Origin of the sequence: Microterricola gilva (assembly GCF_004217495.1) — a bacterium.
Lineage (GTDB): Bacteria > Actinomycetota > Actinomycetes > Actinomycetales > Microbacteriaceae > Microterricola > Microterricola gilva.
This window is the reverse complement of sequence record NZ_SHLC01000001.1, coordinates 645,850-671,972: the sequence shown is the minus strand read 5'-3', so window position 1 is coordinate 671,972 and position 26,123 is coordinate 645,850. Positions and strand designations below refer to the sequence as shown.

The 26,123-nt window shown below is 67.5% G+C and carries 23 protein-coding genes and 1 riboswitch; of the genes, 14 read left to right on the top strand and 9 right to left on the bottom strand.

What is annotated here, in order from left to right:
* Positions 1–15: 15 nt before the first annotated feature.
* From EV379_RS02990 to EV379_RS02970, 5 genes are all read right to left on the bottom strand, one after another.
* Positions 16–1,284 carry an ABC transporter permease gene (locus tag EV379_RS02990; RefSeq protein ID WP_130504836.1) on the bottom strand — a complete coding sequence of 423 codons (1,269 nt, stop codon included), beginning with the start codon at positions 1,282–1,284 and terminating at the stop codon, positions 16–18.
* Positions 1,281–2,801: an ABC transporter ATP-binding protein gene (locus EV379_RS02985; protein WP_130504835.1), complete on the bottom strand. Its 1,521-nt coding sequence runs from the start codon at positions 2,799–2,801 to the stop codon at positions 1,281–1,283. The genes EV379_RS02990 and EV379_RS02985 overlap by 4 nt, the downstream gene beginning before the upstream one ends.
* Positions 2,802–2,990: 189 nt before the next feature.
* Positions 2,991–4,097 carry a BMP family lipoprotein gene (locus tag EV379_RS02980; protein WP_130504834.1) on the bottom strand — a complete coding sequence of 369 codons (1,107 nt, stop codon included), beginning with the start codon at positions 4,095–4,097 and terminating at the stop codon, positions 2,991–2,993.
* Positions 4,098–4,250: 153 nt separating this feature from the next.
* A complete protein-coding gene (locus tag EV379_RS02975) occupies positions 4,251–5,315 on the bottom strand; it encodes a BMP family lipoprotein (protein WP_242616206.1) in 1,065 nt (354 codons plus the stop codon).
* Between the two features lie 25 nt (positions 5,316–5,340).
* Positions 5,341–6,462 (bottom strand): mannose-1-phosphate guanylyltransferase, encoded by a 1,122-nt coding sequence (locus EV379_RS02970; protein ID WP_130504833.1) that lies wholly within the window; start codon positions 6,460–6,462, stop codon positions 5,341–5,343.
* Between the two features lie 181 nt (positions 6,463–6,643).
* Between EV379_RS02970 and sdhC the strand changes: the two genes are divergently transcribed.
* The 9 genes from sdhC to EV379_RS02925 all read left to right on the top strand — a co-directional run bounded on the left by sdhC (position 6,644) and on the right by EV379_RS02925 (position 15,262).
* Positions 6,644–7,069 carry a succinate dehydrogenase, cytochrome b556 subunit gene (sdhC, locus tag EV379_RS02965; protein WP_082492059.1) on the top strand — a complete coding sequence of 142 codons (426 nt, stop codon included), beginning with the start codon at positions 6,644–6,646 and terminating at the stop codon, positions 7,067–7,069.
* A 16-nt stretch (positions 7,070–7,085) separates the two neighbouring features.
* Complete coding sequence (locus EV379_RS02960) at positions 7,086–7,538, top strand: succinate dehydrogenase hydrophobic membrane anchor subunit (RefSeq protein WP_130504832.1); 453 nt, start codon at positions 7,086–7,088, stop codon at positions 7,536–7,538.
* 31 nt (positions 7,539–7,569) lie between these two features.
* On the top strand, positions 7,570–9,384 hold the full coding sequence (gene sdhA / locus EV379_RS02955; RefSeq protein ID WP_130504831.1) for a succinate dehydrogenase flavoprotein subunit: 1,815 nt from the start codon (positions 7,570–7,572) through the stop codon (positions 9,382–9,384).
* A gap of 17 nt (positions 9,385–9,401) precedes the next feature.
* Positions 9,402–10,154 (top strand): succinate dehydrogenase iron-sulfur subunit, encoded by a 753-nt coding sequence (locus tag EV379_RS02950; protein ID WP_242616451.1) that lies wholly within the window; start codon positions 9,402–9,404, stop codon positions 10,152–10,154.
* A gap of 540 nt (positions 10,155–10,694) precedes the next feature.
* The gene (locus EV379_RS02945) at positions 10,695–11,966 is read left to right on the top strand and encodes a YihY/virulence factor BrkB family protein (RefSeq protein ID WP_242616205.1); all 1,272 of its coding nucleotides are present in this window, start codon (positions 10,695–10,697) and stop codon (positions 11,964–11,966) included.
* 4 nt (positions 11,967–11,970) lie between these two features.
* Positions 11,971–12,813 (top strand): exodeoxyribonuclease III, encoded by an 843-nt coding sequence (locus EV379_RS02940; RefSeq protein ID WP_130504829.1) that lies wholly within the window; start codon positions 11,971–11,973, stop codon positions 12,811–12,813.
* Between the two features lie 66 nt (positions 12,814–12,879).
* Complete coding sequence (trpS, locus tag EV379_RS02935; protein ID WP_130504828.1) at positions 12,880–13,890, top strand: tryptophan--tRNA ligase; 1,011 nt, start codon at positions 12,880–12,882, stop codon at positions 13,888–13,890.
* An 8-nt stretch (positions 13,891–13,898) separates the two neighbouring features.
* Positions 13,899–14,468 (top strand): GNAT family N-acetyltransferase, encoded by a 570-nt coding sequence (locus EV379_RS02930; protein ID WP_130504827.1) that lies wholly within the window; start codon positions 13,899–13,901, stop codon positions 14,466–14,468.
* On the top strand, positions 14,465–15,262 hold the full coding sequence (locus EV379_RS02925; protein WP_130504826.1) for an HAD family hydrolase: 798 nt from the start codon (positions 14,465–14,467) through the stop codon (positions 15,260–15,262). The genes EV379_RS02930 and EV379_RS02925 overlap by 4 nt, the downstream gene beginning before the upstream one ends.
* A gap of 334 nt (positions 15,263–15,596) precedes the next feature.
* Here the strand turns inward: EV379_RS02925 and glpK are convergent, their stop codons facing one another.
* The 3 genes from glpK to EV379_RS02910 all read right to left on the bottom strand — a co-directional run bounded on the left by glpK (position 15,597) and on the right by EV379_RS02910 (position 19,879).
* Positions 15,597–17,111, bottom strand: coding sequence for a glycerol kinase GlpK (gene glpK, locus EV379_RS02920; protein ID WP_130504825.1), 1,515 nt, complete (start codon positions 17,109–17,111; stop codon positions 15,597–15,599).
* Between the two features lie 46 nt (positions 17,112–17,157).
* On the bottom strand, positions 17,158–17,883 hold the full coding sequence (locus tag EV379_RS02915) for an MIP/aquaporin family protein (RefSeq protein ID WP_242616450.1): 726 nt from the start codon (positions 17,881–17,883) through the stop codon (positions 17,158–17,160).
* A 232-nt stretch (positions 17,884–18,115) separates the two neighbouring features.
* Positions 18,116–19,879, bottom strand: a complete 1,764-nt coding sequence (locus EV379_RS02910) for a glycerol-3-phosphate dehydrogenase/oxidase (RefSeq protein WP_130504823.1) — start codon at positions 19,877–19,879, stop codon at positions 18,116–18,118.
* A gap of 192 nt (positions 19,880–20,071) precedes the next feature.
* Between EV379_RS02910 and EV379_RS02905 the strand changes: the two genes are divergently transcribed.
* Complete coding sequence (locus EV379_RS02905) at positions 20,072–21,040, top strand: sugar-binding transcriptional regulator (RefSeq protein ID WP_130504822.1); 969 nt, start codon at positions 20,072–20,074, stop codon at positions 21,038–21,040.
* Positions 21,041–21,151: 111 nt separating this feature from the next.
* Here the strand turns inward: EV379_RS02905 and EV379_RS02900 are convergent, their stop codons facing one another.
* Positions 21,152–21,763 (bottom strand): endonuclease domain-containing protein, encoded by a 612-nt coding sequence (locus tag EV379_RS02900; protein WP_242616204.1) that lies wholly within the window; start codon positions 21,761–21,763, stop codon positions 21,152–21,154.
* 607 nt (positions 21,764–22,370) lie between these two features.
* Positions 22,371–22,522: riboswitch (FMN riboswitch) on the top strand.
* A gap of 110 nt (positions 22,523–22,632) precedes the next feature.
* Here EV379_RS02900 and ribD point away from each other — a divergent pair.
* The 4 genes from ribD to ribH are packed head-to-tail and all read left to right on the top strand — an operon-like array spanning position 22,633 to position 26,117.
* On the top strand, positions 22,633–23,700 hold the full coding sequence (gene ribD / locus EV379_RS02895) for a bifunctional diaminohydroxyphosphoribosylaminopyrimidine deaminase/5-amino-6-(5-phosphoribosylamino)uracil reductase RibD (RefSeq protein WP_423203232.1): 1,068 nt from the start codon (positions 22,633–22,635) through the stop codon (positions 23,698–23,700).
* A 1-nt stretch (position 23,701) separates the two neighbouring features.
* The gene (locus EV379_RS02890; RefSeq protein WP_130504820.1) at positions 23,702–24,343 is read left to right on the top strand and encodes a riboflavin synthase; all 642 of its coding nucleotides are present in this window, start codon (positions 23,702–23,704) and stop codon (positions 24,341–24,343) included.
* A complete protein-coding gene (gene ribA, locus EV379_RS02885) occupies positions 24,340–25,638 on the top strand; it encodes a GTP cyclohydrolase II (RefSeq protein WP_130504819.1) in 1,299 nt (432 codons plus the stop codon). Before EV379_RS02890 ends, ribA begins: the two co-directional genes overlap by 4 nt.
* Entirely contained in the window at positions 25,635–26,117 is a 483-nt protein-coding gene (ribH, locus tag EV379_RS02880) for a 6,7-dimethyl-8-ribityllumazine synthase (protein ID WP_130504818.1), read from the top strand. The genes ribA and ribH overlap by 4 nt, the downstream gene beginning before the upstream one ends.
* Positions 26,118–26,123 lie beyond the last annotated feature (6 nt).

Sequence of the window (26,123 nt, the reverse complement as noted above, 5' to 3'; positions counted from 1 at the left end):
CGGCGGGTGAGGTGCTCACTTCGCTGCCACCTCCTTGGTGACGATCGGGCGCTGTCTACGGGGTGTGGAATCCGGCGACGGCAGGCGGAAGATCGCGCGCACCAGCGGCGGCGCGGCGATGAAGAGCACGATGAGCGACTGCACGACGACGATGATCTCGACGGGAATGCCCTCGGCTGCCTGCATCGAGAAGCCGCCGGCCTTGAACGCACCGAACAGGATGCCCGCGGCGAAGATGCCCCAGGGCCGCGAGCGGCCGAGGAGGGCGACCGTGATGGCCTCGAAGCCGATGCCGGCGTCGATGCCCGCACTGAAGCCCGTGGTCACGGTGCCGAGCACCTGGCTGACTCCGGCGAGACCGGCAAGTCCACCGGCGAGAAGCATGGCGTAGACGTACATGTTCTTGACGTTGATTCCGGCCACGCGCGCGGCGTTCGGGTTCTCGCCGACGGCACGGAACTTGAAGCCGAGGTTGGAGCGGGTCAGCAACCACCAGACGAAGATTGTGGCCCCGATCACCAGCAGGAAGCCGATGTGCAGGTTGTAACGCGGGCCGAGCAGCGAGGGGAACACCGCCGTCTCCATCATCGGAGCCGTCTTCGGGTTGGTCGAACCCGGCGCCTGCAGCAGCCCCTGGGTGCGAAGCGCGTAGGAGATCAGATAGAACGCGATGTAGTTGAGCATGATCGTCACGATCACCTCGTGCGCGCCGGTGCGGGCCTTGAGCAGGCCGACGATGGCACCCCAGGCGGCACCGCCGAGCACACCGGCGAGCAGCGCGACGATCATGTGCAGTCCCCACGGCAGCTCGACCGCGAAGCCGACCCAGCCGGCGCATGCGGCGGCGATGAGCATCTGTCCCTTGGCACCGATGTTGAACAGGCCGACTCGGAAGGCGAGGCCGACACCGAGGCCGGCGGCGATCAGGGGGGTCGCGAAGACCAATGTCTCGGTCAGCGGCTTGATGCCGTCGAGGAAGCCATCACGTCGGAAGTTGTAGACAGATCCTTGGAACAGGGCGGAGTACGCTCCGGACACCGACTGCCAGACGGCGCCGAGCATGTCGCCGGGCCTCGCGAAGAAGTAGACGGCCGTTTCCTGAACCCGCTCATCGGTGAAGGCGATCATGATCGCGCCGACCAGCAGTGCGAGCAGCACAGCCAGGACCGAGATGATGGCGTTGCCGGTGACGATCTCGTGGAAGGCCTTCTGCCACCTGGACGGCTCCGTGCCCGGCACGGTGCCGGACTGCTCGAGCCCGGACGGTGTCTGAGTGGCACTCATGCCGCTGCTCCTTCGTTGTTCGGCGTTTCGCCGGCCATCATGAGACCCAGCACATCGCGCGGGGTATTTCCTGGGACGATTCCGACGACCTTGCCGCGGTACATCACCAGAATGCGGTCGGCGAGGGCAGTGACCTCGTCGAGTTCGGTGGAGATGACGATCACGGGCACACCGGAGTCTCGGGTCGCGACGATGCGCTTGTGCACGAATTCGATCGATCCGACGTCGATTCCGCGGGTCGGCTGAGCGGCGAGGAACAGACGCAGATCGCGGCTGAGCTCACGGGCGAGTACGACCTTCTGCTGGTTGCCGCCCGAGAGTCGGCCGACCTTGGTGTCGATGCCCTGAGAACGCACATCGAACTCGGTGGACTTCTCCTGGGCGAACTCGGCCAGGTAGCCGAGCTGAAGGTTGCCGGCCTTGACGAACGGTGCCCCGTCCGATCGGTCGAGCATGAGGTTCTCCGCGATGGTGAACTCGCCGACGAGGCCATCCTCGGTGCGATCCTCCGGCACGAAGCCGACGCCGGAATCGAGGATTCGTCGCACGCTGAGTGTGCTGATCTCCTTGCCGTCCAGCACGATGCTTCCGGTCACGCGGGGCTGCAGGCCGACGATGGCCTCGGTGAGCTCGGTCTGGCCGTTGCCCTGCACTCCGGCGATGGCGAGGATCTCGCCCCGCTGCACCTCGAAGCTCACATCGTTCACGACGAGCTGGCCGAGCGGGTCGATGACGGAGAGGTTGCTGACCACGACGGCGGGACCGCGCAGCTGGGCCGGGCCCTTCTGCACGGTGAGCTCGACGGCGCGGCCGACCATCAGCGAGGCCAGCTCGGCGTTTGTCGCGGTGGGCGATGCCTCGCCGACGACCTTGCCCAGCCGGACGACCGTGATCCGGTCCGCGACCTCGCGGACCTCGCGGAGCTTGTGGGTGATGAAGACGATCGAGGTGCCGGCGTCGCGCAGCTGGCGCATGATGACCATCAGCTCGTCGGTCTCCTGCGGCGTGAGCACAGCCGTGGGCTCGTCAAAGACAAGCACCTTGGCGTCGCGGGACAGCGCCTTGATGATCTCGACACGCTGCTGCACCCCGACGGGCAGGTCACCGACGATGGCGTCCGGGTCGACGTGGAAGCCGAAGCGCGCGGAGATTTCCTTGACCTTCGCGCGCGCGGCCGGGAGATCGAGCCGCCCGCCGAACTTCGTGGACTCGTTGCCGAGCATGACGTTCTCGGCAACGGAGAACACCGGGATGAGCATGAAGTGCTGGTGCACCATGCCGATTCCGGCCGCCATGGCGTCGCCGGGGCCGGCGAAGTTCTGCACAACATCGTTCAGCAGGATCTCGCCCTCCTCGGCCTGGTAGAGGCCGTAGAGCACGTTCATGAGCGTCGACTTACCGGCACCATTCTCGCCCAAGAGGCAGTGGATCTCGCCGGCCTCGACAGTGAGGTCTATATGGTCGTTGGCGACCAGGGCACCGAATCTTTTCGTAATGCCGCGAAGTTCGAGCTTCATGTTCCCGATTCTATTGATTGCCTGCGCAGAAGTGGGGCTTGTGCACAAAGGTTGTCGGCATCCGTGCGGATTGCTCATATGTTGCGAGCAGGCTCCATTCGAGCACGGATGCCGGGGCTTAACGTCACGCGGGGAGGCCAGCGATTGCTGGTCTCCCCGTGTGATTCAGTTCTGATTGATCAGTGCAACCTAGCCAGCGAGGTAGGACGTGACCGGGATCGAGCCGTCGATGATTCCGGCCTTGATCTCGTCAAGCTCACCCTGCAGCGAGGGGTTGACCTTGCTCTCGAAGTCGTGGAACGACGCCAGGCCCACGCCCTCGTTCTCGAGCGTGCCGACGAACGGCGCCGCGTCGAAGTTGCCCTTGCCGGCGGCGAGGATCGCGTCGTAGGTTCCGACGTCGATCGCCTTGCGGATCGAGGTGAGCAGCAGGTCGCCGACCGAGGGGTCGGTCTCGAACACGTCGGCGTCGACACCGATGAGCGCGATCTCCTTTCCGGAGTCGCGGATGGCGGCAGCGGCGCTCTGGTAGATCGGGCCACCGACGGGCAGGAGCACGTCGACGTTCTGGTCGATCAGACCCTGAGCGATCTGGCGGGCACCGTCGTTGGCCTCGAAGCCACCGGTGAAGGAGCCATCCTGTGCGGCGGTGTCCCAACCGAGGACCTTGACATCCTTGCCCTTGGCCGTGTTGTAGTACTCAACACCCTGGGCGAAGCCGTCCATGAAGATGGAGACCGTCGGGAAGTTCATGCCACCGAAGGTGCCGACAACGCCGGTCTTCGAGAAGTCAGCCGCGGCGTAGCCGGCCAGGAACGCTGCCTGGGCGGTGTCGAAGATGATCGGCTTGATGTTGGGCTGGTCGGTCTTGCCATCGAAGTCCTGGTCGACGACGTCGTCGATGCTGACGTACTCGATGTCAGGGTTCGCTGCTGCAGATTCGCCCGCGGCGGCCGCGAGTGCAAAGCCGACGGTGACGATGGTGTTGCAGCCCTGGTCGACGAGGTTCGTCAGGTTCGGAGCGAAGTCAGTCTCAGAGTCGGACTGGACCTTCTTGTACTCGACGCCGAGCTCGTCAGCAGCCTTGACCATGCCCTCGTAGCCCAGCTGGTTGAAGGACTTGTCGTCGAATCCGCCTGCGTCGGAGACCATGCAGGGGAGGTAGTCGGGCGAGGCTGCCGAGCCATCGGTGGAGCCACCGCTGGATTCGGGCGCGGACGCACAACCCGCGAGCAGGGCGGCGACGCCAAAAATGGCAAGACCGGCGAGGCCAGCCTTACGAGTTGTGATAGTCAAGGTGACCTCCAAGGTGCTGCCCCGACGGAGTTCGGGGCCTCTATGCAAGTCACGTTACCGAATATTTCCCCGCTCAAAAGGGCAAAGTCCGCTCAGGGCCCAAAGGTTATGAATTCGCGATGTTCTGCTCATATGAGCAGACTGGAGGCTCCGCTACTCTGGTGTGCTCGGCGAGCTGACAACGATGCTGCCATCGATGATGGCCTGTCGAATGCCGTCGACCTCTGCCTCAAGCGCTGGCGACACGAGCGAGGCCCGGTCGTGGAACGGCGCAATCTCGACGCCGCCGTTCTCGAGGGTTCCGACGAACGGCGCGTTGTCGAAAACCCCGGCGGTGTCGTCGCCGACGATCTTGACCACTGCGTCCTCCATGTTCTTCAGAACACTGGTCAGAACGAGCGGGCGGAACTCGGCAGGCAGGGTCTCGTAACCGTCGTTGTCGACCCAGATGATCGAGACTCCCCTGTTCTCACTCGCCGCGGCCGCAGCGCCCTCGCCGACCTGGCCAGCGACTGGGAGGATGACGTCCGCACCCTGATCGATGAGGCCCTGACTCAAGGTCTTGCCCTTCGCGACGTCCTCGAAGTCGCCGGTGAAGGAGCCATCCTGGTTCTCCTTGTCCCAGCCGAGTGCCCGCACCGTGGTGCCATGCACCCGGTTGTACTCATCGACGCCGTCGACGAATCCGTCCATGAAGAGTGTGACCGGTGGCTGGTTGCCGCCGCCGAAAGTCGCCACGACGCCGGTCTGGGTGACACCGGCCGCAAGGTATCCGGCCAGGAAGGCCGCCTGAGCCGTGTCGAAGACGATCGGCTTGATGTTGCGGCCGTCGACCCGCTCGTCGACGATCGCGAAGTGCACATCCGGGTTGGCCTCCGCCTCAGAGATCGTGGCGTCGGCGAGCTCCCAGCCCACGGTGAGGATGAACTGGCATCCGGTGCCGACAGCCTGCGCGACATTCGGCGCCAGATCGGTCTCGGAGGTCGAGACAATGGCGTCCACGTCGATGCCGAACTGGGCGCTCGCCTCCTGGAGCCCCTCCCAGCTTGACTGGTTGAACGAGCGGTCCTCGAGGCCGCCGGAGTTCGTGACCATGCGCGCACAGTATTCGGAGGCGCTCGAGCCGCCGCCCGCCTCGGGGGCGGAGGCGCAGCCGGCCAGGAGCAGGGCAGCGCCGGCGAGCAGTGCGAGGTGAGCGGTGATTCGCGTCATGGTCATTCCCGATCCCTTGAGGGTGTCGTGCTTACAGAACGTCGGTGCGCCCGGAGAGCTTCAGCGCGTCGACGACGGCCTTCACCTTCTGGGCGTTCGCACTGGTCGTGACGAGCAGCGCGTCAGGGGTGTCGACGACGACGATGTCTTCGACGCCGATGAGAGCGATCGTGCGACCACCCTCCGAGATGACGATGCCGCTGGAGGAGTCGGCGAGCACGCGCGCGTTCTCACCGAGGATGGCGAGGTCCCTCTTGCGCCCGCCGGAGTGCAGCTTGGCAATCGAGGCAAAATCGCCGACGTCGTCCCAGTCGAAGCGGCCGGGGATGACGGCGAGCCTGCCTGCTGCCGCCGCCGGTTCGGCCACCGCATAGTCGATCGCGATCTTCTTCAGCCCGGGCCAGATGCGGTCGACGGCGGGGCCCCTGGTTGTCGGGTCGTCCCAGGCGGCGGCGAGTTCGAGCAGTCCGGCCAGCAGCTCCGGCTCCGAGTTGCCGATCTCCTCGAGGATCCGGTCAGCGCGCGCGATGAACATGCCGGCGTTCCAGAGGTAGTGCCCGCTGGCCACATACTTCTTCGCGGTGGCCTGGTCCGGCTTCTCGACGAAGGACTTGACGGTCAGTGCGCTCGGGGCACCATCGACGACGAGCTTCTCGCCGGAGTGGATGTAGCCGAAGCCGATGGCCGGCTCTGTCGGGCGGATCCCGAGAGTCACAATGTAACCGGCATCCGCGACCTCGACGGCCTCAGCAACGGCCGAGCGGAAGATGTCGTCGCGGTGGATCACGTGGTCGGCGGCGAAGGAGCCGATGATGACGCCCGGCTCACGACGTTCGAGGATCGCGGCGGCCAGGCCGATGGCTGCGGCCGAGTCGCGTGGTTCGCTCTCGAGCACGACGTTGTGATCGGCCAACTCCGGCAGCTGTTCCTCGACGGCCTTGCGGTGCGCCCGCCCGGTGACGACCATGATGCGCTGCTCACCGGAGAGCGGCGCGAGCCTGATCCAGGTGTCGCGCAGGAGCGTCTGGCCCGAGCCGGTCAGGTCATGCAGGAACTTGGGCGCGTCGGCTCTGGAGAGCGGCCAGAGCCGCGATCCGATGCCGCCGGCCGGAATCACACTGTAGAAACGGTCGAGCGCAGTAGGAGTACTCACCCTGTCAGCCTAGGCCAGCAGGCAGCCACGCCGGCGGTCAGCGCAGCGCACTCGCACCGGCGCTCGAACTTAGGCATGCCTAACCGGAAAATCGCTGAGAGTGAGGAATAGGATGAGTGCACATGCTCATTGAGCACTTCGGGCCAGCGACTGGCCACATTTCAGCCAGGGAGGGTTGTTCATGCCACAGCAATCGGCAGGAACCCTGACAGCAGCCAAGAAGACCACGACATCACGACGCCCGGCGGGAACCCTCTACCGGGGCCGCGAAGGCATGTGGTCGTGGGTTCTGCACCGCATCACCGGTGTCGCGATCTTCTTCTTCCTGCTCGTCCACATTCTTGATACCGCACTCATCCGCGTCAGCCCGGAGGCGTACAACGTCGTCATCGGCACCTACCAGACGCCGTTGATGGGTCTCGGCGAGGTTGCGTTGGTTGGTGCGATCGTGTTCCACGCCTTCAACGGCCTCCGCATCATCCTGATCGACTTCTGGGCAGGCGGCGTGAAGCACCAGAAGCTGATGTTCTACGTCGTCATCGCGCTCTGGGTGATCACGATGCTCGCCTTCACCCCGCGCCACCTGATCAACGTCTTCAGCCACTAGGAAAGGGGAGCACATCATGTCTGCAACAACAATCGAAGCCCCCCGCTCCCCCGCACGCCAGGCGCCCAAGCGCGGCGTGAACTGGGAGAAGTGGGGCTGGATCTACATGCGCGCGTCCGGCGTCGTGCTGGTCGTGCTGATCTTCGGCCACCTGTTCTTCAACCTCGTGCTCGGCGAAGGCATCTCCGGCATCAACTTCGGCTTCGTCGGCGGCAAGCTGGCCGACCCGTTCTGGCAGTGGTGGGACGTGGCCATGCTGTGGCTCGCGCTGATCCACGGCGGCAACGGCATGCGCACCCTGATCAACGACTACGCGACGCTGCCGATGACCCGCGGCGTGCTCAAGTCGGCGGTTCTGGCCGCCGTCGTCGTGCTCATCGTGCTCGGCACCCTCGTCGTCTTCACCTTCGACCCGTGCCCCCCAGGGTCGCCGGCCGACCTGCTGCCGTCCTTCTGCGCAGCGCAGTAAACCCCCATCACCACAAAGTACGGATGCCACTGTGACCCAGTCCTCATCGTTCGACAGCGCCGACCACACCATCGTTGACGGCGTGCACTACCACCAGTTCGATGTCGTGATCGTCGGCGCCGGTGGCGCAGGCATGCGCGCGGCGATCGAGGCCGGTCCGCACGCCAAGACCGCCGTGATCTCCAAGCTGTACCCGACGCGCTCGCACACCGGTGCGGCGCAGGGCGGCATGGCTGCTGCGCTCGCCAACGTCGAGGAAGACAACTGGGAGTGGCACACCTTCGACACGATCAAGGGTGGCGACTACCTGGTCGACCAGGATGCCGCAGAGATCCTGGCCAAGGAGGCCATCGACGCGGTCCTCGACCTCGAGAACATGGGCCTGCCGTTCAACCGCACGCCTGAGGGCAAGATCGACCAGCGCCGCTTCGGCGGTCACACCCGCGACCACGGCAAGGCGCCCGTGCGTCGTGCCTGCTACGCGGCCGACCGCACCGGCCACATGATCCTGCAGACGCTGTACCAGAACTGCGTCAAGCACGGCATCAACTTCTTCAACGAGTACTACGTGCTCGACCTCGTCATGACGAACGTCGACGGTGTCGACCAGCCGTCGGGCGTCGTCGCCTACGACCTCGCCTCCGGCGAGCTGCACGTGTTCCAGGCCAAGGCGATCATCTTCGCAACCGGCGGCTTTGGAAAGATCTACAAGACGACCTCCAACGCACACACCCTCACCGGTGACGGCGTCGGCATCATCTGGCGCAAGGGCCTCCCGCTGGAGGACATGGAGTTCTTCCAGTTCCACCCGACCGGCCTGGCAGGCCTCGGCATCCTGCTCACCGAGGGCGCCCGCGGTGAGGGAGCGATCCTCCGCAACGCCAGCGGTGAGCGTTTCATGGAGCGCTACGCCCCCACCATCAAGGACCTCGCCCCGCGCGACATCGTCGCCCGGTGCATGGTCCAGGAGGTCGCGGAGGGCCGCGGCGCCGGCCCGCACAAGGACTACGTCTACCTCGACTGCACCCACCTGGGTGCAGAGGTGCTCGAGACCAAGCTGCCGGACATCACCGAGTTCGCGCGCACCTACCTCGGTGTCGACCCGGTGACAGAGCCCGTTCCCGTGATGCCGACCGCGCACTACGCGATGGGCGGCATCCCCACCAACGTCGCCGCCGAGGTGCTGCGTGACAACAACACCGTCGTTCCCGGCCTCTACGCCGCAGGCGAGTGCGCCTGCGTCTCGGTGCACGGCTCGAACCGCCTCGGCACGAACTCGCTGCTTGACATCAACGTCTTCGGCAAGCGCGCCGGCCAGAACGCCGTCGAGTACTCCAAGACCGCGGAGTTCACCCCGCTTCCCGCCGACCCGGCCGCGGCCGTGCGCGGGCTCATCGACAGCATCCGCACCTCGACGGGAACCGAGCGCGTCTCCGTGCTCCGCAAGGAGCTGCAGGACATGATGGACGCCAAGGCACAGGTGTTCCGCACCGACGAGTCTCTGGCCGAGGTCACCCAGACCATCCACGGCCTGCGCGAGCGGTACAAGAACGTGGCGGTGCAGGACAAGGGCCACCGCTTCAACACGGACCTGCTCGAGGCCGTCGAGCTCGGCTTCCTGCTCGACCTGGCCGAGGTGGTCGTCTTCTCCGCGCGCAACCGCAAGGAGAGCCGCGGCGGCCACATGCGCGACGACTACCCCAACCGCGACGACGAGACGTACATGAAGCACACCATGGCGTACCTCTCCGGCGACCCCCACTCGGCGGATGCCGCCGACCACATCCGTCTGGACTGGAAGCCCGTCACCATCACGCGCTACCAGCCCATGGAAAGGAAGTACTAATCGTGAGCAGCACGACGATTGCCGCCGACCGCCCGGGCAACGCAGACCCGGCCGTCACCCCGTTCACGGTCACGTTCCTGATCCGCCGCTTCGACCCCGAGGTGGACGAGGAGCCGCGCTGGCAGGACTTCGACGTCGAGATGTACGCCACCGACCGCGTGCTCGACGCCCTGCACAAGATCAAATGGGAGCAGGACGGCTCGCTGACGTTCCGCCGTTCCTGCGCGCACGGCATCTGCGGCTCTGACGCCATGCGCATCAACGGCCGCAACCGCCTCGCCTGCAAGACGCTGATCAAGGACCTCGACATCTCGAAGCCGATCTACGTCGAGGCCATCAAGGGCCTCCCGCTGGAGAAGGACCTCATCGTCGACATGGAGCCGTTCTTCGCGTCGTTCCGCGAGGTGCAGCCCTTCCTCATCGCCAACAAGGCGCCGGAGGGCGGCAAGGAGCGCCTCCAGACCGTCGCCCAGCGCGAGCGCTTCGACGACACCACCAAGTGCATCCTCTGCGCAGCCTGCACCTCGAGCTGCCCGGTGTTCTGGACGGACGGCCAGTACTTCGGCCCGGCCGCCATCGTCAACGCGCACCGCTTCATCTTCGACTCCCGTGACGAGGACGCCAAGGTTCGCCTCGACATCCTGAACGACAAGGAAGGCGTGTGGCGCTGCCGCACCACCTTCAACTGTTCAGAGGCATGCCCCCGCGGCATCCAGGTGACCCAGGCCATCGCCGAGGTCAAGCAGGCCATCATGCGCGGCAAGCCATAGCATCCGCCGCGTGAACGAGGCCCCCTCTGGATTTCCGGAGGGGGCTTCGTCGTGCGCGCCGGCGTTTCGCCGAGGTCCGCTGGTTGAGCCTGTCGAGACCATTTCCAGGCCCGGGAAAATCGCGCCGGCCCGGCAAATACCCCGTGCCGGTGCACACAATCCGGGCCCGCGCTCAGACGGACGCACCGGGAACCCCGTTGGTTGAGCCTGTCGAAACCCGGTACGCCGGCCGAACGCCGCGCAACCCCCGCTGGCTTGAGGGAGCGCCAGCGACCGAAGCCCTGATCCCTCGCCGGCCGAACGCCGCGCAACCCACGCTGGCTTGAGGGAGCGCCAGCGACCGAAGCCCTGAGCCCTCGGCGGGAACTCCGTTGGTTGGGCCTGTCGAAACCCCGCGACGACCGCACCGGTGGGGCGTGCCGAAACCGCACCAGCATCGGTCACGGTTTTTGAGGTTGCCTTAGTATGGGCTGCCGCCTTGCTTGGCGCTGCGCGCCAAGCCTTTCGCGGCGCTGCGCGCCGCGCCGCTAGGGTGAGACTGTGAGCCGTGACGAGAGCAGCCCCGCCGCAGGGCAAGAGGCCGAGCGGCATCGCTGGGAGTCTCTCGACGCTTTCGGCGAGCCGCTGCGTGAGCGCTTCGGCGAGCCGGTGCAGCGGGTGACCGAGATCACCCAGAAGACGCTTGCGCTGTTCCCCGTCCGTGTGTGGCGGCACTTCCTCGCCCGAAACGGCTTCCTGCTTGCCGCTGGCATGAGCTATCAGGCACTCTTCGCCGTGTTCGCCGCCGTCTACGTCGTCTTCTCCGTCGCGGGCATCTGGTTCGCGAACCGCCCCGGAACGATGCAGGCACTCGAGGACCTCATCAACACCTATGTGCCCGGTCTGATCGGCGAGCAGGGTGCGATCAAGCCCAGCGACCTCGCCGCGTTGGCCGACTCATCGACCTTCCTCCTCAGCTGGACAGGCATCATCGCGGCCGCCGGCTTGATCTGGACCGCCATTGGCTGGGTCACGTACTCGAGGCTCGGCGTGCGCAGCGTGTTCGGGCTCCCGAAGGACACCCGCTCCTACGTTCTGCTGAAGGCCAGGGACCTGCTCGCGGCACTCGTATTCGGTGTGGTGCTGCTGTTCGCCTCCGCACTCACCGTCGTGAGCACGGCCGCGGTGAGCTGGATGTTCCAGGTGCTCGGAATCTCGAGTGACTCGTTCTGGTACAGGGTGGCCGGTGGCTCCGTCGGCCTCCTGCTCGTACTGATCATCAACACCGGGGTGCTCGCGGCGATGTTCCGCTTCCTCTCCGGTGCCAGCGTGCCGTGGCGCAGGCTCTGGGGCGGATCGTTCCTCGGTGGCGGCGCGCTCACCGTGCTCCAGGTGCTCGGCGGCACCCTGATCGGGAGTGTGACGAACAACCCGCTGCTGGCGACGTTCGCCGTCTTCGTCGGTCTGCTGCTGTGGTTCAGGCTCACCAGCATCGTCACCCTCGTCGCCGCCGCGTGGATCGCCGTCGCAGCCGGCGACCGGGGCATCTCGCTGCGCAGCGTGACGCAGGAGCAGCTCGCGGCCGAGCGCAGGGAAGCCGAACGCCGTGCGGTGCGTCTCGCCGCCGAGGTTGAGCTTCGTGATGCCAAGCGCGCCCACGACACGGCCCCGTGGTTCCGCCGCCCCGCCGCTGCCCTGCAGCTCAGGATCGCGAAGCAGCACTACGACCAGGTCCTGCGAGAGCAGAGACACGAACGGGCACCGGATGCCGCGGCATCCGCCCCGGCTCGGCACGGCCGTCAGGGCGACGCCTCGCGCGGCAATCTAGACTGAGGTCATGTCTTCTGCGTCGTCGCCACTGCGTATTGCCTCTGTCAACGTGAATGGCGTGCGCGCCGCCTACCGCAACGGGATGGGCGACTGGCTGGCCGGCCGCGACGTCGACATCCTGGCGCTGCAAGAGGTGCGCGCAGACACCAGCCACCTCGAGGAGCTCCTCGGCGACGAGTGGAACATCCTGCACGACGCGGCAACGGCCAAGGGCCGCGCGGGCGTCGCGCTCGCCAGCCGCCGCAACGCCGAGATCCACCGCGTCGAGCTCGGCGCCGTGGACTTCGACAGCGCCGGGCGCTGGCTCGAGGCCGACTACCGCGTCGGCGACAGCATCATCACCGTCGTCAGCACCTATGTGCACTCCGGCGAGGCCGGCACCGACAAGCAGGTCGAGAAGTACAAGTTCCTCGATGCCATGGAGGCCAGGCTGCCAGAGCTCGCCGCGCACTCGCCGTACGCGCTCGTGCTCGGCGATCTGAACGTCGGACACCGCACGCTCGATATCAAGAACTGGAAGGGCAATGTGAAGCGCGCCGGCTTCCTGCCGGAGGAGCGCGCCTACTTCGACCGCTTCGTCGGAGCAGAGAACGAGGCTGACTACAACAGCGGCGCCGGCCTCGGCTGGGTCGATGTCGGACGCAAGTGGGCCGGCGAGGTCGACGGCCCGTACTCCTGGTGGTCCAACCGCGGTCAGGCATTCGACAACGACACCGGATGGCGCATCGACTACCACCTGGCGAGCCCTGCGCTGGCTGCGACTGCCGTGAACTACACGATCGACCGCGCGCCGTCGTACGCAGAGCGATGGTCCGACCACGCCCCCGTCGTCGTCGACTACGCCATCTAGACACCCCGTGTTCGCCGCCGATCGGCGGCGCACGGCCTTTCTCACCACAGCCTTGAAATGAGCACTATGACTTCCCTCCCCCGCCTGTACTCGGGCATGCAACCATCGGCGGACTCGCTGCACGCCGGCAACTACATCGGCGCCCTGCTGCAGTGGAAGCAGCTGCAGACGACCCACGACGCACTGTTCTCCGTCGTCGACATGCACGCCATCACCGTGCCGCAGGACCCGGCCGAGCTGCGCGAGAAGACGCGCCGCACCGCCGCGCAGTACATCGCGGCCGGCATCGACCCGGAGAACTCGACCCTCTACGTGCAGTCGCACGTGCCAGCCCACGCGGAACTCGCCTGGATCCTCAACACCATCACGGGCTTCGGCGAGGCCGGTCGGATGACGCAGTTCAAGGACAAGTCGAAGAAGCAGGGCGCGGACGCCACCTCGGTCGGCCTCTTCACCTACCCGGTGCTGATGGCGGCCGACATCCTGCTCTACCAGAGCGAGGTCGTTCCGGTCGGTGACGACCAGAAACAGCACGTCGAGCTCACCCGCGACCTCGCGACCCGCTTCAACGCCCGTTTCGGCGACACCTTCACCATTCCGGAACCGGTCATCCAGAAGGAGACGGCCCGCATCTACGACCTGCAGAACCCCGGGTCGAAGATGTCGAAGTCCGGCGAGTCCCCCGCGGGCATCCTGTGGCTGCTCGACGAGCCAGGCGCGATCAAGAAGAAGATCATGCGCGCGGTGACCGACGACGAGGCCGTCGTACGCTTCGATCGGGAGAACAAGCCCGGCGTCTCGAACCTGATGACGATCTTCCAGGTGTTCTCCGGGCGCTCGCTCACCGAGATCGAGGATGCCTTCGCGGGTCGCGGCTACGGCGACTTCAAGAAGGAGCTCGTCGAGCTCGTGGTCGCGGAGTTCTCGCCGATCCGCGAACGGGCGACCGCGCTTCTCGACGACCCGGCCGAGCTGGACCGCGTGCTGGCCGGCAACGCCGCTCGCGCCTCGGCGATCGCCGACACCACGCTCGAGACCGTCTACGACCGCATCGGCTTCCTGCGGCGCGTCCGCTAGGGCAGATCATGCAGCCGTTCGAGTTGCGCACGACCCGGCTGGTCCTGAACCAGCCGGGTCCGGACGACGTCGACGCCATCGCCGAGTACTGCACCGACGCCGCCTTCGAGAAGTACCTGCCGACGCCGTGGCCGTACACCCGCGAGCACGCGGTCGGGTTCGTCTCTGACTTCGTTCCAGCCGGCTGGCGCGACGACTCGGAGGCGACGTGGGCCGTGCGCCTGCACGACGGGCGGCTGATCGGCATGCTCGGCCTCCGGCTTCGGCGCCACGACCTCGGCTTCTGGCTCGGCGCGGAGCACCGCGGATTCGGCTACATGCCGGAAGCGGTGTCCGCCGTCTCCGACTGGGTCTTCGACGGCGGCATCCCCGACGCCTCTGAGGTGCTCTGGGAGGCGATTGTGGGCAACATCGCCTCGGCCCGCGTCGCCAGGAAGTCCGGCTTCCGCTACATCGGTGTCGCACCGGCGAGCGACCCGGGGCGCGACGGCACGGTCCCCCAGAGCTGGCACGCCACTCTGGCCCCCGGCATCCGCTCCGTGCACCACGGCTGGCCGCAGGAGGTGGTCGACGCATGAGCGACGCCCGGACGAACCCCGACGGCGCTGAGCCCATCGGCGCGGTGCCCATCGGCGCGGTGCTCTTCGACCTCGACGACACCCTGTTCGCCCACCGCACGGCGGTGGCCAGCGGCATCCTCGCGCACATCGACCAGCTCGGCGGCTTCGACGGTGTGCACACCCCGGATGCCGTCGCCCTCTGGCACGCGCTCGAGGAGAAGCACTACCACTCCTACCTCGAGGGCACCCTCGACTTCGAGGGGCAGCGCAGGGCCCGCGCCCGCGACTTCGCCGCCGCCCACGGCGTGCACCTCGGAGACGCGGCAAGCGGCGCCTGGTTCGACGAGTACTTCGAGCACTACACGGCGGCCTGGACGCTGCACGAGGACGCGCTCCGCTGCCTCGACGCGCTCGACGCTGCGTTCCCTGGCGTCGGGCTCGGCATCATCACGAACGGCGACCCCGCCTTCCAGCAACGCAAGCTCGACCGCGTGGAGTTGACCTCCCGCATGGGCCTGGACGTGCACCCCGAGCGCTTCGTCGCCTCGGGAGCCCTCGGCGTCGCGAAGCCGGACCCGCGCATCTTCGAGGCGGCCTGTGCCGCCTTCGGCGTTGCGCCCGCCTCCGGCGTGTACGTCGGCGACCGCCTCCGCACCGACGCGATCGGCGCGGCAGGCGCCGGGCTCACCGGCGTCTGGCTGAACCGCGACGGCATCTCCCCCTCCCCCGAGGATGCCGCGGACGCCGCCGCCCTGGGCGTGCTCGAGATCGCCACGCTCGACGAACTCACCCCGGCTCTCCTCGCCCGCTGACCCGCCGGCCGCTGGCCGCTGGCCGCTGGCCGCTGGCCGCTGGCCGGAACGGCCTGCCACACCCGGCCCTCCTGGGGATCCGGGGTGTTGCGGGGTGTCGAGTTATGACGGCGAAGCTTGGGCCCCACCCGCAGAAAATCGCAAGCGATCTGCAGGTCCGGGGCCCGAGCTTCGCCGTCATTGTTTGAGCTGAGGAGCAACATCTCGGATCCCAGCACGGACGGGAGCAGCAAGAAGCCCCGCACTCAGTCGAGTGCGGGGCTTCGGGGTTTCGACAAGCTCAACCAGCGGAGGCTTGCTCAACCAGCGGGTGGCTCAACCAGCGGCAGTCTGATTACTTGACGTCGTCGTCGACCCAGTCGAGCGTCTTCGTGACGGCCTTCTTCCAGTTGCGGTAGAGACGGTCACGCTCGCCGGATTCCATGTTCGGCTCCCAGCGCTTGTCTTCCTGCCAGTTCTTGGCGAGGTCGTCCAGGTCGCTCCAGAAACCGACGGCCAGGCCGGCGGCGTAGGCCGCACCGAGGGCCGTGGTCTCGGCGACGACGGGGCGCACGACGGGAACGTTCAGGATGTCGGCCTGGAACTGCAGCAGCGTGTTGTTCGCCGTCGCACCGCCGTCGACCTTGAGCTCGGTCAGCGGCACGCCGGAGTCGGCGTTGACCGCGTCGATGACCTCGCGGGTCTGGAACGCGATCGCCTCGAGGGCGGCACGCGCGATGTGTCCCTTGTTGACGTAGCGGGTCAGGCCGACCAGTGCGCCGCGGGCGTCTGCACGCCAGTGCGGGGCGAAGAGGCCGGAGAACGCCGGCACGAAGTACGCGCCACCGTTGTCGTCGACGGTGTTCGCGAGCGCCTCGATGTCGGCAGCCGACTCGATGATGCCGAGGTTGTCGCGCATCCACTGCACGAGCGAGCCGGTGACGGCGATCGAGCCCTCGAGCGCGTAGTGCACCGGCGCATCGCCGAGCTTGTAGCCGACGGTCGTCAGCAGACCGTTCTTGGAGTGGACGATCTCCTCACCGGTGTTGAAGATGAGGAAGTTGCCGGTGCCGTAGGTGTTCTTGGCCTCGCCGGTGGCGAAGGCGGCCTGGCCGAAGGTCGCGGCCTGCTGGTCGCCCAGGATGCCGGCGATCGGGGTCTCGCGCAGGAGCGAGTGCTCGTCGGCGTGACCGTAGACCTCGGAGGAGGACTTGATCTCGGGCAGCATCGAACGCGGAACACCGAAGATCGCGAGGATCTCGTCGTCCCACTGCAGCGTCTCGAGGTCCATGAACAGGGTGCGCGAAGCGTTCGTGACGTCCGTCGCGTGCACGCCGCCCTCGACGCCGCCGGTCAGGTTCCAGAGAACCCAGCTGTCGGTGGTGCCGAACAGGAGCTCGCCGGCATCCGCAGCCTCACGCGCACCGGGAACGTTCTCGAGGATCCAGACGATCTTCGTGCCGGAGAAGTAGGTGGCCAGCGGGAGGCCGACCTTGTGCTTGAAGCGCTCGGTGCCGCCATCGGCCGCGAGGCGGTCGACGATGTCCTGGGTGCGGGTGTCCTGCCAGACGATGGCGTTGTAGACGGCCTCGCCGGTGTTCTTGTTCCACACCACAGCGGTCTCGCGCTGGTTCGTGATGCCGACGGAGGCGATGTCGTGACGCGTCAGGTTCGCCTTGGACAGTGCCTGGCCGATCACCTCACGGGTGTTGTCCCAGATTTCCTTGGGGTTGTGCTCGACCCAGCCGGCCTGCGGGAAGATCTGCTCGTGCTCGAGCTGCCCGGTCGAGATGATCGATCCGGCCTTGTCGAAGACGATGGCACGCGAGCTCGTGGTGCCCTGGTCAATGGCGAGTACGTAGTCAGCCATGGTGATAACTCCTTTGCTATCGGGTGAAGGGGTTGGCGGAAGTCGCTTAGGTGAGGATCGGCAGCAGCACGAGTGCTGACCAACCGGCGATCAGACCACCGAGCAGCGGGCCGACGACGGGGACCCAGGAGTAGCTCCAGTCGGAGCCGCCCTTGCCCTTGATCGGGAGCACGGCGTGCATGATGCGCGGGCCGAGGTCACGGGCCGGGTTGATGGCGTAGCCGGTCGGGCCACCGAGCGAGGCGCCGATACCGATCACGAGCAGGGCGACGGGGAGCGCGCCGAGGGCTGCGAGGCCGCCACCGTCACCGTTGCGGCCGAAGCCGATCACGACGAAGACGAGCACGAAGGTGCCGATGATCTCGGTGACGAGGTTCCAACCGTAGGAGCGGATGGCCGGACCGGTCGAGAAGACACCGAGCTTGTTGGCGGCATCCGGCTCACCGTCGAAGTGCTGCTTGTAGGCGAGCCACACGAAGGTGGCGCCGAGCATGGCACCGATCAACTGTGCGGCGATGTAGGCCAGCACGGAGACCGCGGAGACCGCGACCGTCGTGCCGAGCGCCGCGTTGCCGAACTCGGTCGCGCCGTTGGCGACGAGGCCGACGGTGACGGCCGGGTTGAGGTGGGCACCGGAGGCGTACGACACGATGACACCGGCGAAGACCGCGAGGCCCCAGCCGATGTTCACCATCAGGAAGCCGCCACCGAGCCCCTTGTTCTTGGCCAGCGCGACGTTGGCGACGACGCCACAGCCGAGCAGCACGAGCATGGCGGTTCCCACCAGCTCCGAGAGGAACACAATTCCGAGGTTGTCCACGTTGACCTTCCAGTTTGTTTCGTGACTCTTCGCGTCGGTGAGTTCCTCTGCGAAAGGGGTGGATTCAGCGAATCCTGTAGAACCGTATCCGGCTCCGGCCTAGCGAGGCAGCCGTTTCGCATGCACATCCGTGCATTCTCCCGGCCGCCTCGCTGGACGTCTCGCCCGTTCTCGGGCGGGTGGATCAGACTCCGGCGAGGCTCGAGGTGGGCGTCGCCGTGCCGAGTCGCACGCCGTGAACCTCGGCGAGTTCTGCGCGGGTTGCGGCGATCTCCGTCGCCCTGCGGGTCTCGTCCCAGCCGAGTCCTGCGGCCATGATGTCCGCCAGCTCGGTGAGCAGGTCGGCGCTCAGCGCGCCGACGAAGGCGAGGCTGGTGCGGCGCAGCACGAGGTCGATCAGGTGGACGGGCTGCTCGGTGGCGACGATGTAGGCGATCTCGCGGCGCGAGTAGTCCTGGGCGCCGGCGAGGGCGGCATCCGGGGCCCCGTCGCCGTTGACCAACTCGTCGATCATCGGCTCTGCACGCGTGCCGTAGCGGGCCAGGAGCTGGGCTGCGCGCTCGCGACCGAGCTCCTCGCCGTTGCTCGCGAGCCAGACCTGGGTGGCCGCGTCGGTGGTCGGGAAGCCCTTGCCTCCACCGATTGCGAGACCCTCGGTGCTCTGGGTGCGCGTGCCGCCGATGATGCCGATGATGTCGGTGCTGAGGTGCTCGGCGAGAGCACGGAACGTCGTCCACTTGCCGCCGACCAGGCTGAGCAGGGTCGTGCCAGGCAGCTCGGTGAGCGGGGTCTGCTCGATGCGGTAGTCCCGCGAGACGAATCCGGGCGCCTCGTCGTCGTGGCGGGGCAGCGGGCGCACGCCGGAGAAGCGGAAGACGATCTCCGAGCGGTCGACGGGGATGGTCGGGAAAACGTGCGCGACGAGTTCGAAGAAGTAGTCGACCTCTGCCTCTGTGCAGCGGATCGGCTGCGTCATGTCGTGCTCGAGGTCGGTCGTTCCGACGAGCACGCGACCCTTGAGCGGGTAGATCAGCACGATGCGGCCGTCCTCGTGCTCGAAGAAGATCTCGCGCCCGTCCGTCGCCTCAAGCAGGGCCGGGTTGTCGAGCACGATGTGCGAACCCTTGGTGCCGCCCATGTAGCTGCTCGGGCGGCCGAGTGCCTTGTTGGTGAGGTCGGTCCATGGACCGGTGGTGTTGACGATCACGTCGGCGGTCATGCTGAACACCTCGCCACCGACGGTGTCGCGCAGGCGCACGCCGTCCTCGTCGATGCCGACGGCTTCGACGTAGTTGGCCGCGCGGGCGTGCGGGCCGGCGGCGAGACCGTCGTGCAGCACGTCGAGGGCGAGGCGCTCCGGGTCGTGCATCGACGCGTCGTAGTACGTCGCCGTGTACTTGAGGTCGGGGTTCAGCGCCGGGAGCTGGCGCAGCGACTCCTTGCGGCCGCGGAACTCGTGCCGGGGAACGCTGCCGCCGTCGCGCGAGAAGGAGTCGTAGAGGCTGAGGCCCATCTTGATGAGCAGCGCGCCGCGCTCGGTCGGCTTGCCCGACTTGTGCGTCAGGAAGCGCAGCGGCGCCGAGAGGATGCCGGAGAAGGTCGAGAAGATCGGCACCGTGGTCTTCAGCGGCTTGACGTAGTGCGGGGCGATCTTGATGAGGCTGTTGCGCTCCTCGACCGACTCCTTGACCAGACGGAACTCGCCGTTCTCGAGGTAGCGGATGCCGCCGTGGATCATGTGCGACGAGGCGCTGGACGCACCGGAGACGTAGTCGCCGCGCTCGACGATGGCGACGTCCACGCCCTGCAGGGCGAGATCGCGGAAGGTGGCAATGCCGTTGATGCCCGCACCGATGATCAGGACGCTGGCGTTCGGGCGCTGCTGCAGCGCCGCGACGGTGGCCCGCGCGTCAGGGGTGTGCTGTGCGGAGTTGGCCTGTGCCGACATCTCGATCTCTCGCTTTCCGACTCGCCGATCGCTCGGCGTCGTTCCTCAGATTCAGCTGCACGTGTTCAGCGTGCAGGGCGGGTTGCATCTTTGCCACCCCGTGTGTATGAATACATCTTGAACACATCCGCACAATCTTTCAAAGCTGCTGCACATATGTGCAGGGCGGATGCAGGGAGATGAAGACCAGCAATGAACGAGCTCGACGCGGCATCCGAAACCGCCAAGACCCGCGACGCCCTCCGCGCCGCGCACCTGTATTACATGCAGGACCTGACGATGGACGCGATCGCACACGAGCTGCACACCTCGCGCTCCTCGGTGTCCCGCCTGCTCAGCCACGCCAGGGCGAGCGGCCTCGTCGACATCCAGATCCGCTCCCCGCGGGACATGCCTGGCCGCATCGAAGAGGCGATCCGTGAGCGGCACGGCATCACCGCGCACGTCGTTCCCGTTCCGGAGAACGCCAGCGACGTCGACAGGCTCGAACGGGTCGCCCTCTCCGCTGCACGAATTCTCGGCCAGTTCTTCGACTCGAACATGTCGCTCGGCATCGCGTGGGGGTCGACGATGAGCGCGCTCAGCCGGCACCTCACGCCCAAGCAGACCCACAACTCCCAGATCGTGCAGCTGAACGGTGCGGGCAACATGCGCACGACCGGCATCCTCTACGCCTCCGAGATCCTCCGCCGCTTCGGTGATGCCTACGGCGCCCACGTTCAGCAGTTCCCCGTTCCGGCGTTCTTCGACGATCCAGCCACGAAGCAGGCCATGTGGCGCGAGCGCTCGACCCAGCGCGTCGTCCAGATGCAGGGCAGCATGGATGTCGCCCTCTTCGGCATCGGCTCGCCGTTCGCCGAGGTGCCGAGCCACGTCTACGCCGGCGGCTACCTGGAGCCGGAGGACTTCCAGTCGCTTAGCCGCGACGGCGCGATCGGCGACGTCGCAACCGTGTTCTACCGCGGGGACGGGTCGACGGACGGCATCGCGCTCAACGAGCGCGGCACCGGGCCGAGCTTCGAGGCGCTGCGGCGCACGCCGAGGCGGGTCTGCGTCGTTGCCGGCCTGTCGAAGCTGCCGAGCCTCCGCGGGGCGCTCCGCGCCGAGCTCGTGACCGACCTGATCGTCGACGAGTCGACCGCGCGGGCCCTGCTCGACTAGGCGGGAGGGGGGCGCGCTGCTGTCGGCAACTCAGGCACGGTGCCGACCCATCACCGCAGCGCCCCCGGTTCCCCGCGGAAGTCGTCCCGGCCGCCCGCAGCACTGCCTGAATTACTGACCGGCGGCACCCGGCCGCACTCCGGCATGTGCCGCGAGCAGTCCGCGAATCGCAGCTTGCACGCCAGCCGCGTCGTACATGATGTCCCGGTAGAGCAGCCTGAGCGTCAGGTAGCCTCGGCTGGCGAGCACGCGATCTCGGGTGCGATCGCGGACATGCTGCTCCCACTCCTTGTGGTGGGCTCGACTGTCGGCTTCGACCACGAGTACCCCGGCGATCACCATGTCGACCCGCCCGACGCCGTCGATGCTGACCTGGATCTCGTAGTCGAGACCCATCTCCTCCACGATCATTCGCAAGACGCTTTCCTGGCCGGACTCGCTCAGGGCGTTCACCTTGCCCTGGAGCGGGGCGAACCGCTGCGGAACGTGTGCGAAGATCGCGGCCAGCGCGTCCGCATCGATCAGCCCGGCGTGCATCGCACCGTCGAGTGCGGCAACCGCACAGGGTGCCGACTGGCACCGAATGATCTGGGCGAGTGCGTCACGCAGTCCGACGCTGTACTCGGTGCCGTCCATTGGGTCGAGCACGGGCGACCAGTGAAGCAGCAGCCCGTCGCGGTTCATCGAGTTCAGAGGGCGCCGTCGATTCTGTGGCGTGCGCATGCGCGAGCTGCTGTGCTCCAGATGGACGTGCAAAACGCTCGCGTCAAACACGAAGACGCCGTACAGCGCCGCGGCCGAGACGCACGCGAGACGCCCTCCAACCCTGACCGCGCCGAGCACATGTGCAGCAGTGCCGGCGGGCGCATAATGACCGCGCCGCACGCGGACGAGTGAACCGGATCGCACCGCCTCGGTGAGGTCGCGCGCACTCGCCCCACCGCGGAGGAGCTGCTGAGTGCTCGCCACCGCCACGCCCATTCTTTGGAAGTACTCTGCACAAGACATGCGAGAAACGCTGGCCCTCCGTGGAGCCGTCGGAGCGGGTCTGGCCCAATCTGTGGAGAGCGCGTCATCCGGTGGCGCCTGTGCGCAACACAGGCAGAACGGACGCGGGCAGCGAGCGAGCGGCGGCGGCAGGCCGGGCCGGGACGCCGCACGCGTGCGTCGCCTGACTTACTCACGGCGGACGGCGTGCTGCGTGAGACTGGGCGCGCATCGATCGCTGTTCCCGAGGCTTCCGTGCTTGGGGCTGCCGCCTTTCGCGATGCTTCGCATCGCGCGGGAATAATCCGCGCGGTACGGCGTTGGCCTAGACTCAGAAGCAAGAAACGTGCTCCGGGGTCGGTGAGAATCCGAACCGGCGGTGAAAGTCCGCGAGCCGTGACGTGACTGCCTGGTGTACACCGGGCAGGAGCGGAGCGGTTGAGCCGGTGAAACTCCGGCACCGACGGTTAAAGTCCGGATGGGAGGATGCACGCGTCGATTGTCGAACGCGTTCGGATCGCTCCGAACGCGCGGCAGGAGACGAGTTTCGAGCCTGCTCGAAACCCTTCACCCACCCCCGGAGCGCCTTGATGACAAGGATCGCCATGGGAATGCACTCGCCGAGCAGCGCGCTCGACCAGCTGATGCGCCGCGCCTTCGCGCTGGCCGCTCGCGGTCCCGCCCGTGGCGTGAACCCTCAGGTTGGCTGCATTCTGCTGGCGGATGACGGCAGCGTGCTCGCCGAGGGCTGGCACCGTGGAGCAGGCACCCCGCACGCAGAGGTCGACGCGCTGTCGAAGCTCGCGCCGGGCGCCGCACGCGGCGCCACCGCCATCGTCACCCTGGAGCCGTGCAACCACCATGGCCGCACCGGCCCGTGCGCCGAGGCCCTGATCGAGGCCGGCGTCGCGACCGTGTTCTACTCGGTGTCCGACCCCGGCCCCGCCTCGGCGGGCGGCGCTGAACGTCTGCGCGCCGCGGGAATCACGGCAACGGGCGGCGTCCTCGCCGCGGAGGGGGAGCAGCTGCTCGGCGACTGGCTGCCTGCTGCCCGTCTCGGCCGGCCCCTCGTGACCGTCAAGTGGGCCTCGAGCCTGGACGGCCGTGCAGCGGCATCCGATGGTTCCAGCCAGTGGATCACCGGCCCCGACGCCCGCAGCGACGTGCACAGGCGCCGCGCCGCCGCCGACGCCATCGCCGTCGGCACGGGAACCGTCCTGGCCGATGACCCATCGCTCACCGCCCGCGACGAGCACGGCGCGCTGCTCCCGGAGCAGCCCGTTCCCGTGGTGTTCGGCCGGCGCCGGACGGCACCGGATGCCACCGTCTTCTCGCACCCGCACGCCCCGCTCTTCTACGACGGCGTCGATCTGCCCGCCCAGCTGGCGGAGTTGCACGCGCGCGGCATCCGTTCGCTCTTCGTCGAGGGTGGCCCGACGCTGGCCAGCGCGTTCATCGCGGCCGGCCACGCGGACGAGCTGCTGATCTACCTGGCTCCTGTGTTGCTCGGCGGCCCGAAACTCGCGCTCGGCGAGCTCGGCATCCCCTCGATCGAGAGCGCCATCCGGCTCGAACTGTTGAGCGTCGAACGCCTCGGCGCCGACCTTCTGCTCGTCGCCGCCCCCACCACTCCCCCCACTGCCCAGCCGGCCACAGCCGCGAAAGGACACTGACGTGTTTACAGGAATCATCGAGGAGCTCGGCCGCATCGAACGCGTCGAACGTTCAGGCGACGCCGCCCGCCTCACGGTGCGCGGCCCGCTGGTCGTCAGCGACGCCGGCCACGGTGACTCCATCGCGGTGAGCGGGGTCTGCCTGACCGTCGTCGCCAGCGACGCCGACACCTTCACGGCCGACGTGATGGCGCAGACCCTCACGATGAGCACGCTGAAGGATGCCGCGGCCGGCCGTGCCGTGAACCTCGAGCGGGCGGCCGAGGTCGGCGACCGACTCGGCGGCCACATCGTGCAGGGCCACATCGACGGCACGGCGACAGTGCTCGCGATCACGCCGGGTAGCGCGTGGCGCGTCGTGCGTTTCAGCCTCGATGCCGCGCTCGCCCCCCTCGTCGTCGACAAGGGATCGATCGCGGTCGACGGCGTCTCGCTCACCGTGAGCAACATCAGCGATGCCGCCGCGGCTGAGCAGTGGTTCGAGGTGTCACTCATTCCGGAGACGCTCGTGGCGACGACGCTCGGCGAGCGCGTCGTGGGCGACCGCGTCAACATCGAGACCGACATCTTGGCCCGTCACGTTGCACGGATGTTCGCGCTGCAGAGCGCGGCATCCGCCGAATCAGTAAGGAGCGCCTCATGAGCCTGTCGACGATGCCGGAGGTGATCGCGGCACTGCGCGCTGGCAAGCCCGTGATCGTGGCCGATGACGAGGGCCGCGAGAACGAGGGCGACGCCATCCTCTCGGCCGAGCTGGCCAGCCAGGAGTGGATCGCGTGGATGGTGCGCAACACCAGCGGCTTCCTGTGCGCGCCGATGCCGGCCGACTTCGCGGACCGATTGGGCCTGCCGCTCATGGTCGAGGCCAACGAGGACGCCCGCAACACCGCGTACACGATCACCGTCGACGCCGCGGAGCGCGTGACGACCGGCATCAGCGCCGGTGACCGGGCCCGCACGCTGCGGGTGCTCGCCGACCCGGATTCTCAGCCGGCCAGCCTGATCCGCCCCGGTCACGTGCTCCCGCTGCGCGCCGTCGCCGGCGGAGTGCGCGAACGTGCAGGCCACACCGAGGCCGCCGTCGACCTCATGCTGATGGCCGGGCTCAGCCCCGTCGGCGTCATCGGCGAGCTCGTCGCCGACGACGGCGAGATGATGCGCCTGCCCGGGCTGCTCGAGCTCGGCGAGCGCGAGGGCCTGCCGGTGACAACCGTCGCCGCGATCGCCGAGTGGCTGCACACACAGCACGACGACGAGGCGGATGCCGCGGCATCCGTCGTCGAGAATGTGCGCGTCATCTTCGAGGTCGAGACCACGATCCCCACGACGCACGGACCGTTCCGGGTGCGCGCCTACCGCGACCGCACGAGCGGCGCCGACCACGTGGCCATCATCGCCGGCGAGCCAGGCACGCAGGCTCCGCTCGTCCGGGTGCACTCGGAGTGCCTGACCGGTGAGGCCTTCGGCTCACTCAAGTGCGAGTGCGGGCCACAGCTGGACGCGGCCCTCGCGACGATCCAGCGCGATGGCGGAATCGTCATATACCTGCGCGGGCATGAAGGCCGCGGCATCGGCCTGATCAACAAGCTGCGCGCCTACCGCCTGCAGGAGGACGGCCTCGACACGCTGGACGCGAACCTCGCGCTCGGCCTGCCCGCCGACTCCCGCGACTACGGTGCGGCGGCCGCGATCCTCGACGATCTCGGCATCGACGCGGTGCGCCTGCTCACCAACAACCCGGAGAAGGTGCGCCAGCTCGAGCTGCACGGCGTGCGCGTCGGCGAGCGGGTTCCGCTCGTCGTCGGCGTCGGCGCGTTCAACGAGGGCTACCTCGAGACCAAGCGCGACCGCATGGGTCACAGCATCAACGACCAGCAGTTGGCCGATGCCAACAGCGACATCCCCATTGAAGAACTTCTAGAAGGGCACGCATCATGAGCGGAGCAGGATCCCCAACGGCAGCACTCGGCGCGACGATCGACGGCAGCGGGCTGCGCATCGTGATCGTGGCCGGGCAGTGGCACGAGGTCATCACCGACGGACTGATCGCCGGCGCGGAGCGCGTGCTCACGGCATCCGGGGCCGACTACGAGATCGTGCGGGTTCCCGGCAGCTTCGAGCTGCCCGTCGTCTGCAAGGCCGCCCTTGAGGCCGGTGCCGATGCGGTCGTCGCGCTCGGCGTGATCATCCGCGGCGGAACCCCGCACTTCGAGTACGTCTCCGCCGCGGCAACGGACGGCCTCACCCGCGTGGCGCTCGACACGGGCAAGCCCGTCGGATTCGGCGTGCTCACCCTCGACGACGAGCAGCAGGGACTCGACCGCGCCGGCCTCCCCGGCTCGAAAGAGGACAAGGGCGAGGAGGCCGCGACGGCCGCCATCGCGACCGCGAGGGCCCTCTCGGCGCTGCGCGCCTGATTTCGA

Excerpts from the sequence above, each read along its gene's own strand:
- EV379_RS02915 (WP_242616450.1), bottom strand. The coding sequence starts at position 17,883 with ATGCTCGTGCTGCTCGGCTGTGGCGTCGTCGCCAACGTCGCGCTGGCC.
- EV379_RS02985 (WP_130504835.1), bottom strand. The coding sequence starts at position 2,801 with ATGAAGCTCGAACTTCGCGGCATTACGAAAAGATTCGGTGCCCTGGTC.
- ribH (WP_130504818.1), top strand. The coding sequence starts at position 25,635 with ATGAGCGGAGCAGGATCCCCAACGGCAGCACTCGGCGCGACGATCGAC.
- EV379_RS02910 (WP_130504823.1), bottom strand. The coding sequence starts at position 19,879 with ATGTCGGCACAGGCCAACTCCGCACAGCACACCCCTGACGCGCGGGCC.
- sdhC (WP_082492059.1), top strand. The coding sequence starts at position 6,644 with ATGCCACAGCAATCGGCAGGAACCCTGACAGCAGCCAAGAAGACCACG.
- ribA (WP_130504819.1), top strand. The coding sequence starts at position 24,340 with ATGAGCCTGTCGACGATGCCGGAGGTGATCGCGGCACTGCGCGCTGGC.
- glpK (WP_130504825.1), bottom strand. The coding sequence starts at position 17,111 with ATGGCTGACTACGTACTCGCCATTGACCAGGGCACCACGAGCTCGCGT.
- EV379_RS02960 (WP_130504832.1), top strand. The coding sequence starts at position 7,086 with ATGTCTGCAACAACAATCGAAGCCCCCCGCTCCCCCGCACGCCAGGCG.
- EV379_RS02900 (WP_242616204.1), bottom strand. The coding sequence starts at position 21,763 with ATGCGCACGCCACAGAATCGACGGCGCCCTCTGAACTCGATGAACCGC.
- EV379_RS02975 (WP_242616206.1), bottom strand. The coding sequence starts at position 5,315 with ATGACCATGACGCGAATCACCGCTCACCTCGCACTGCTCGCCGGCGCT.
- EV379_RS02925 (WP_130504826.1), top strand. The coding sequence starts at position 14,465 with ATGAGCGACGCCCGGACGAACCCCGACGGCGCTGAGCCCATCGGCGCG.
- trpS (WP_130504828.1), top strand. The coding sequence starts at position 12,880 with ATGACTTCCCTCCCCCGCCTGTACTCGGGCATGCAACCATCGGCGGAC.
- ribD (WP_423203232.1), top strand. The coding sequence starts at position 22,633 with ATGGGAATGCACTCGCCGAGCAGCGCGCTCGACCAGCTGATGCGCCGC.
- EV379_RS02930 (WP_130504827.1), top strand. The coding sequence starts at position 13,899 with ATGCAGCCGTTCGAGTTGCGCACGACCCGGCTGGTCCTGAACCAGCCG.
- EV379_RS02905 (WP_130504822.1), top strand. The coding sequence starts at position 20,072 with ATGAACGAGCTCGACGCGGCATCCGAAACCGCCAAGACCCGCGACGCC.
- EV379_RS02990 (WP_130504836.1), bottom strand. The coding sequence starts at position 1,284 with ATGAGTGCCACTCAGACACCGTCCGGGCTCGAGCAGTCCGGCACCGTG.
- EV379_RS02940 (WP_130504829.1), top strand. The coding sequence starts at position 11,971 with ATGTCTTCTGCGTCGTCGCCACTGCGTATTGCCTCTGTCAACGTGAAT.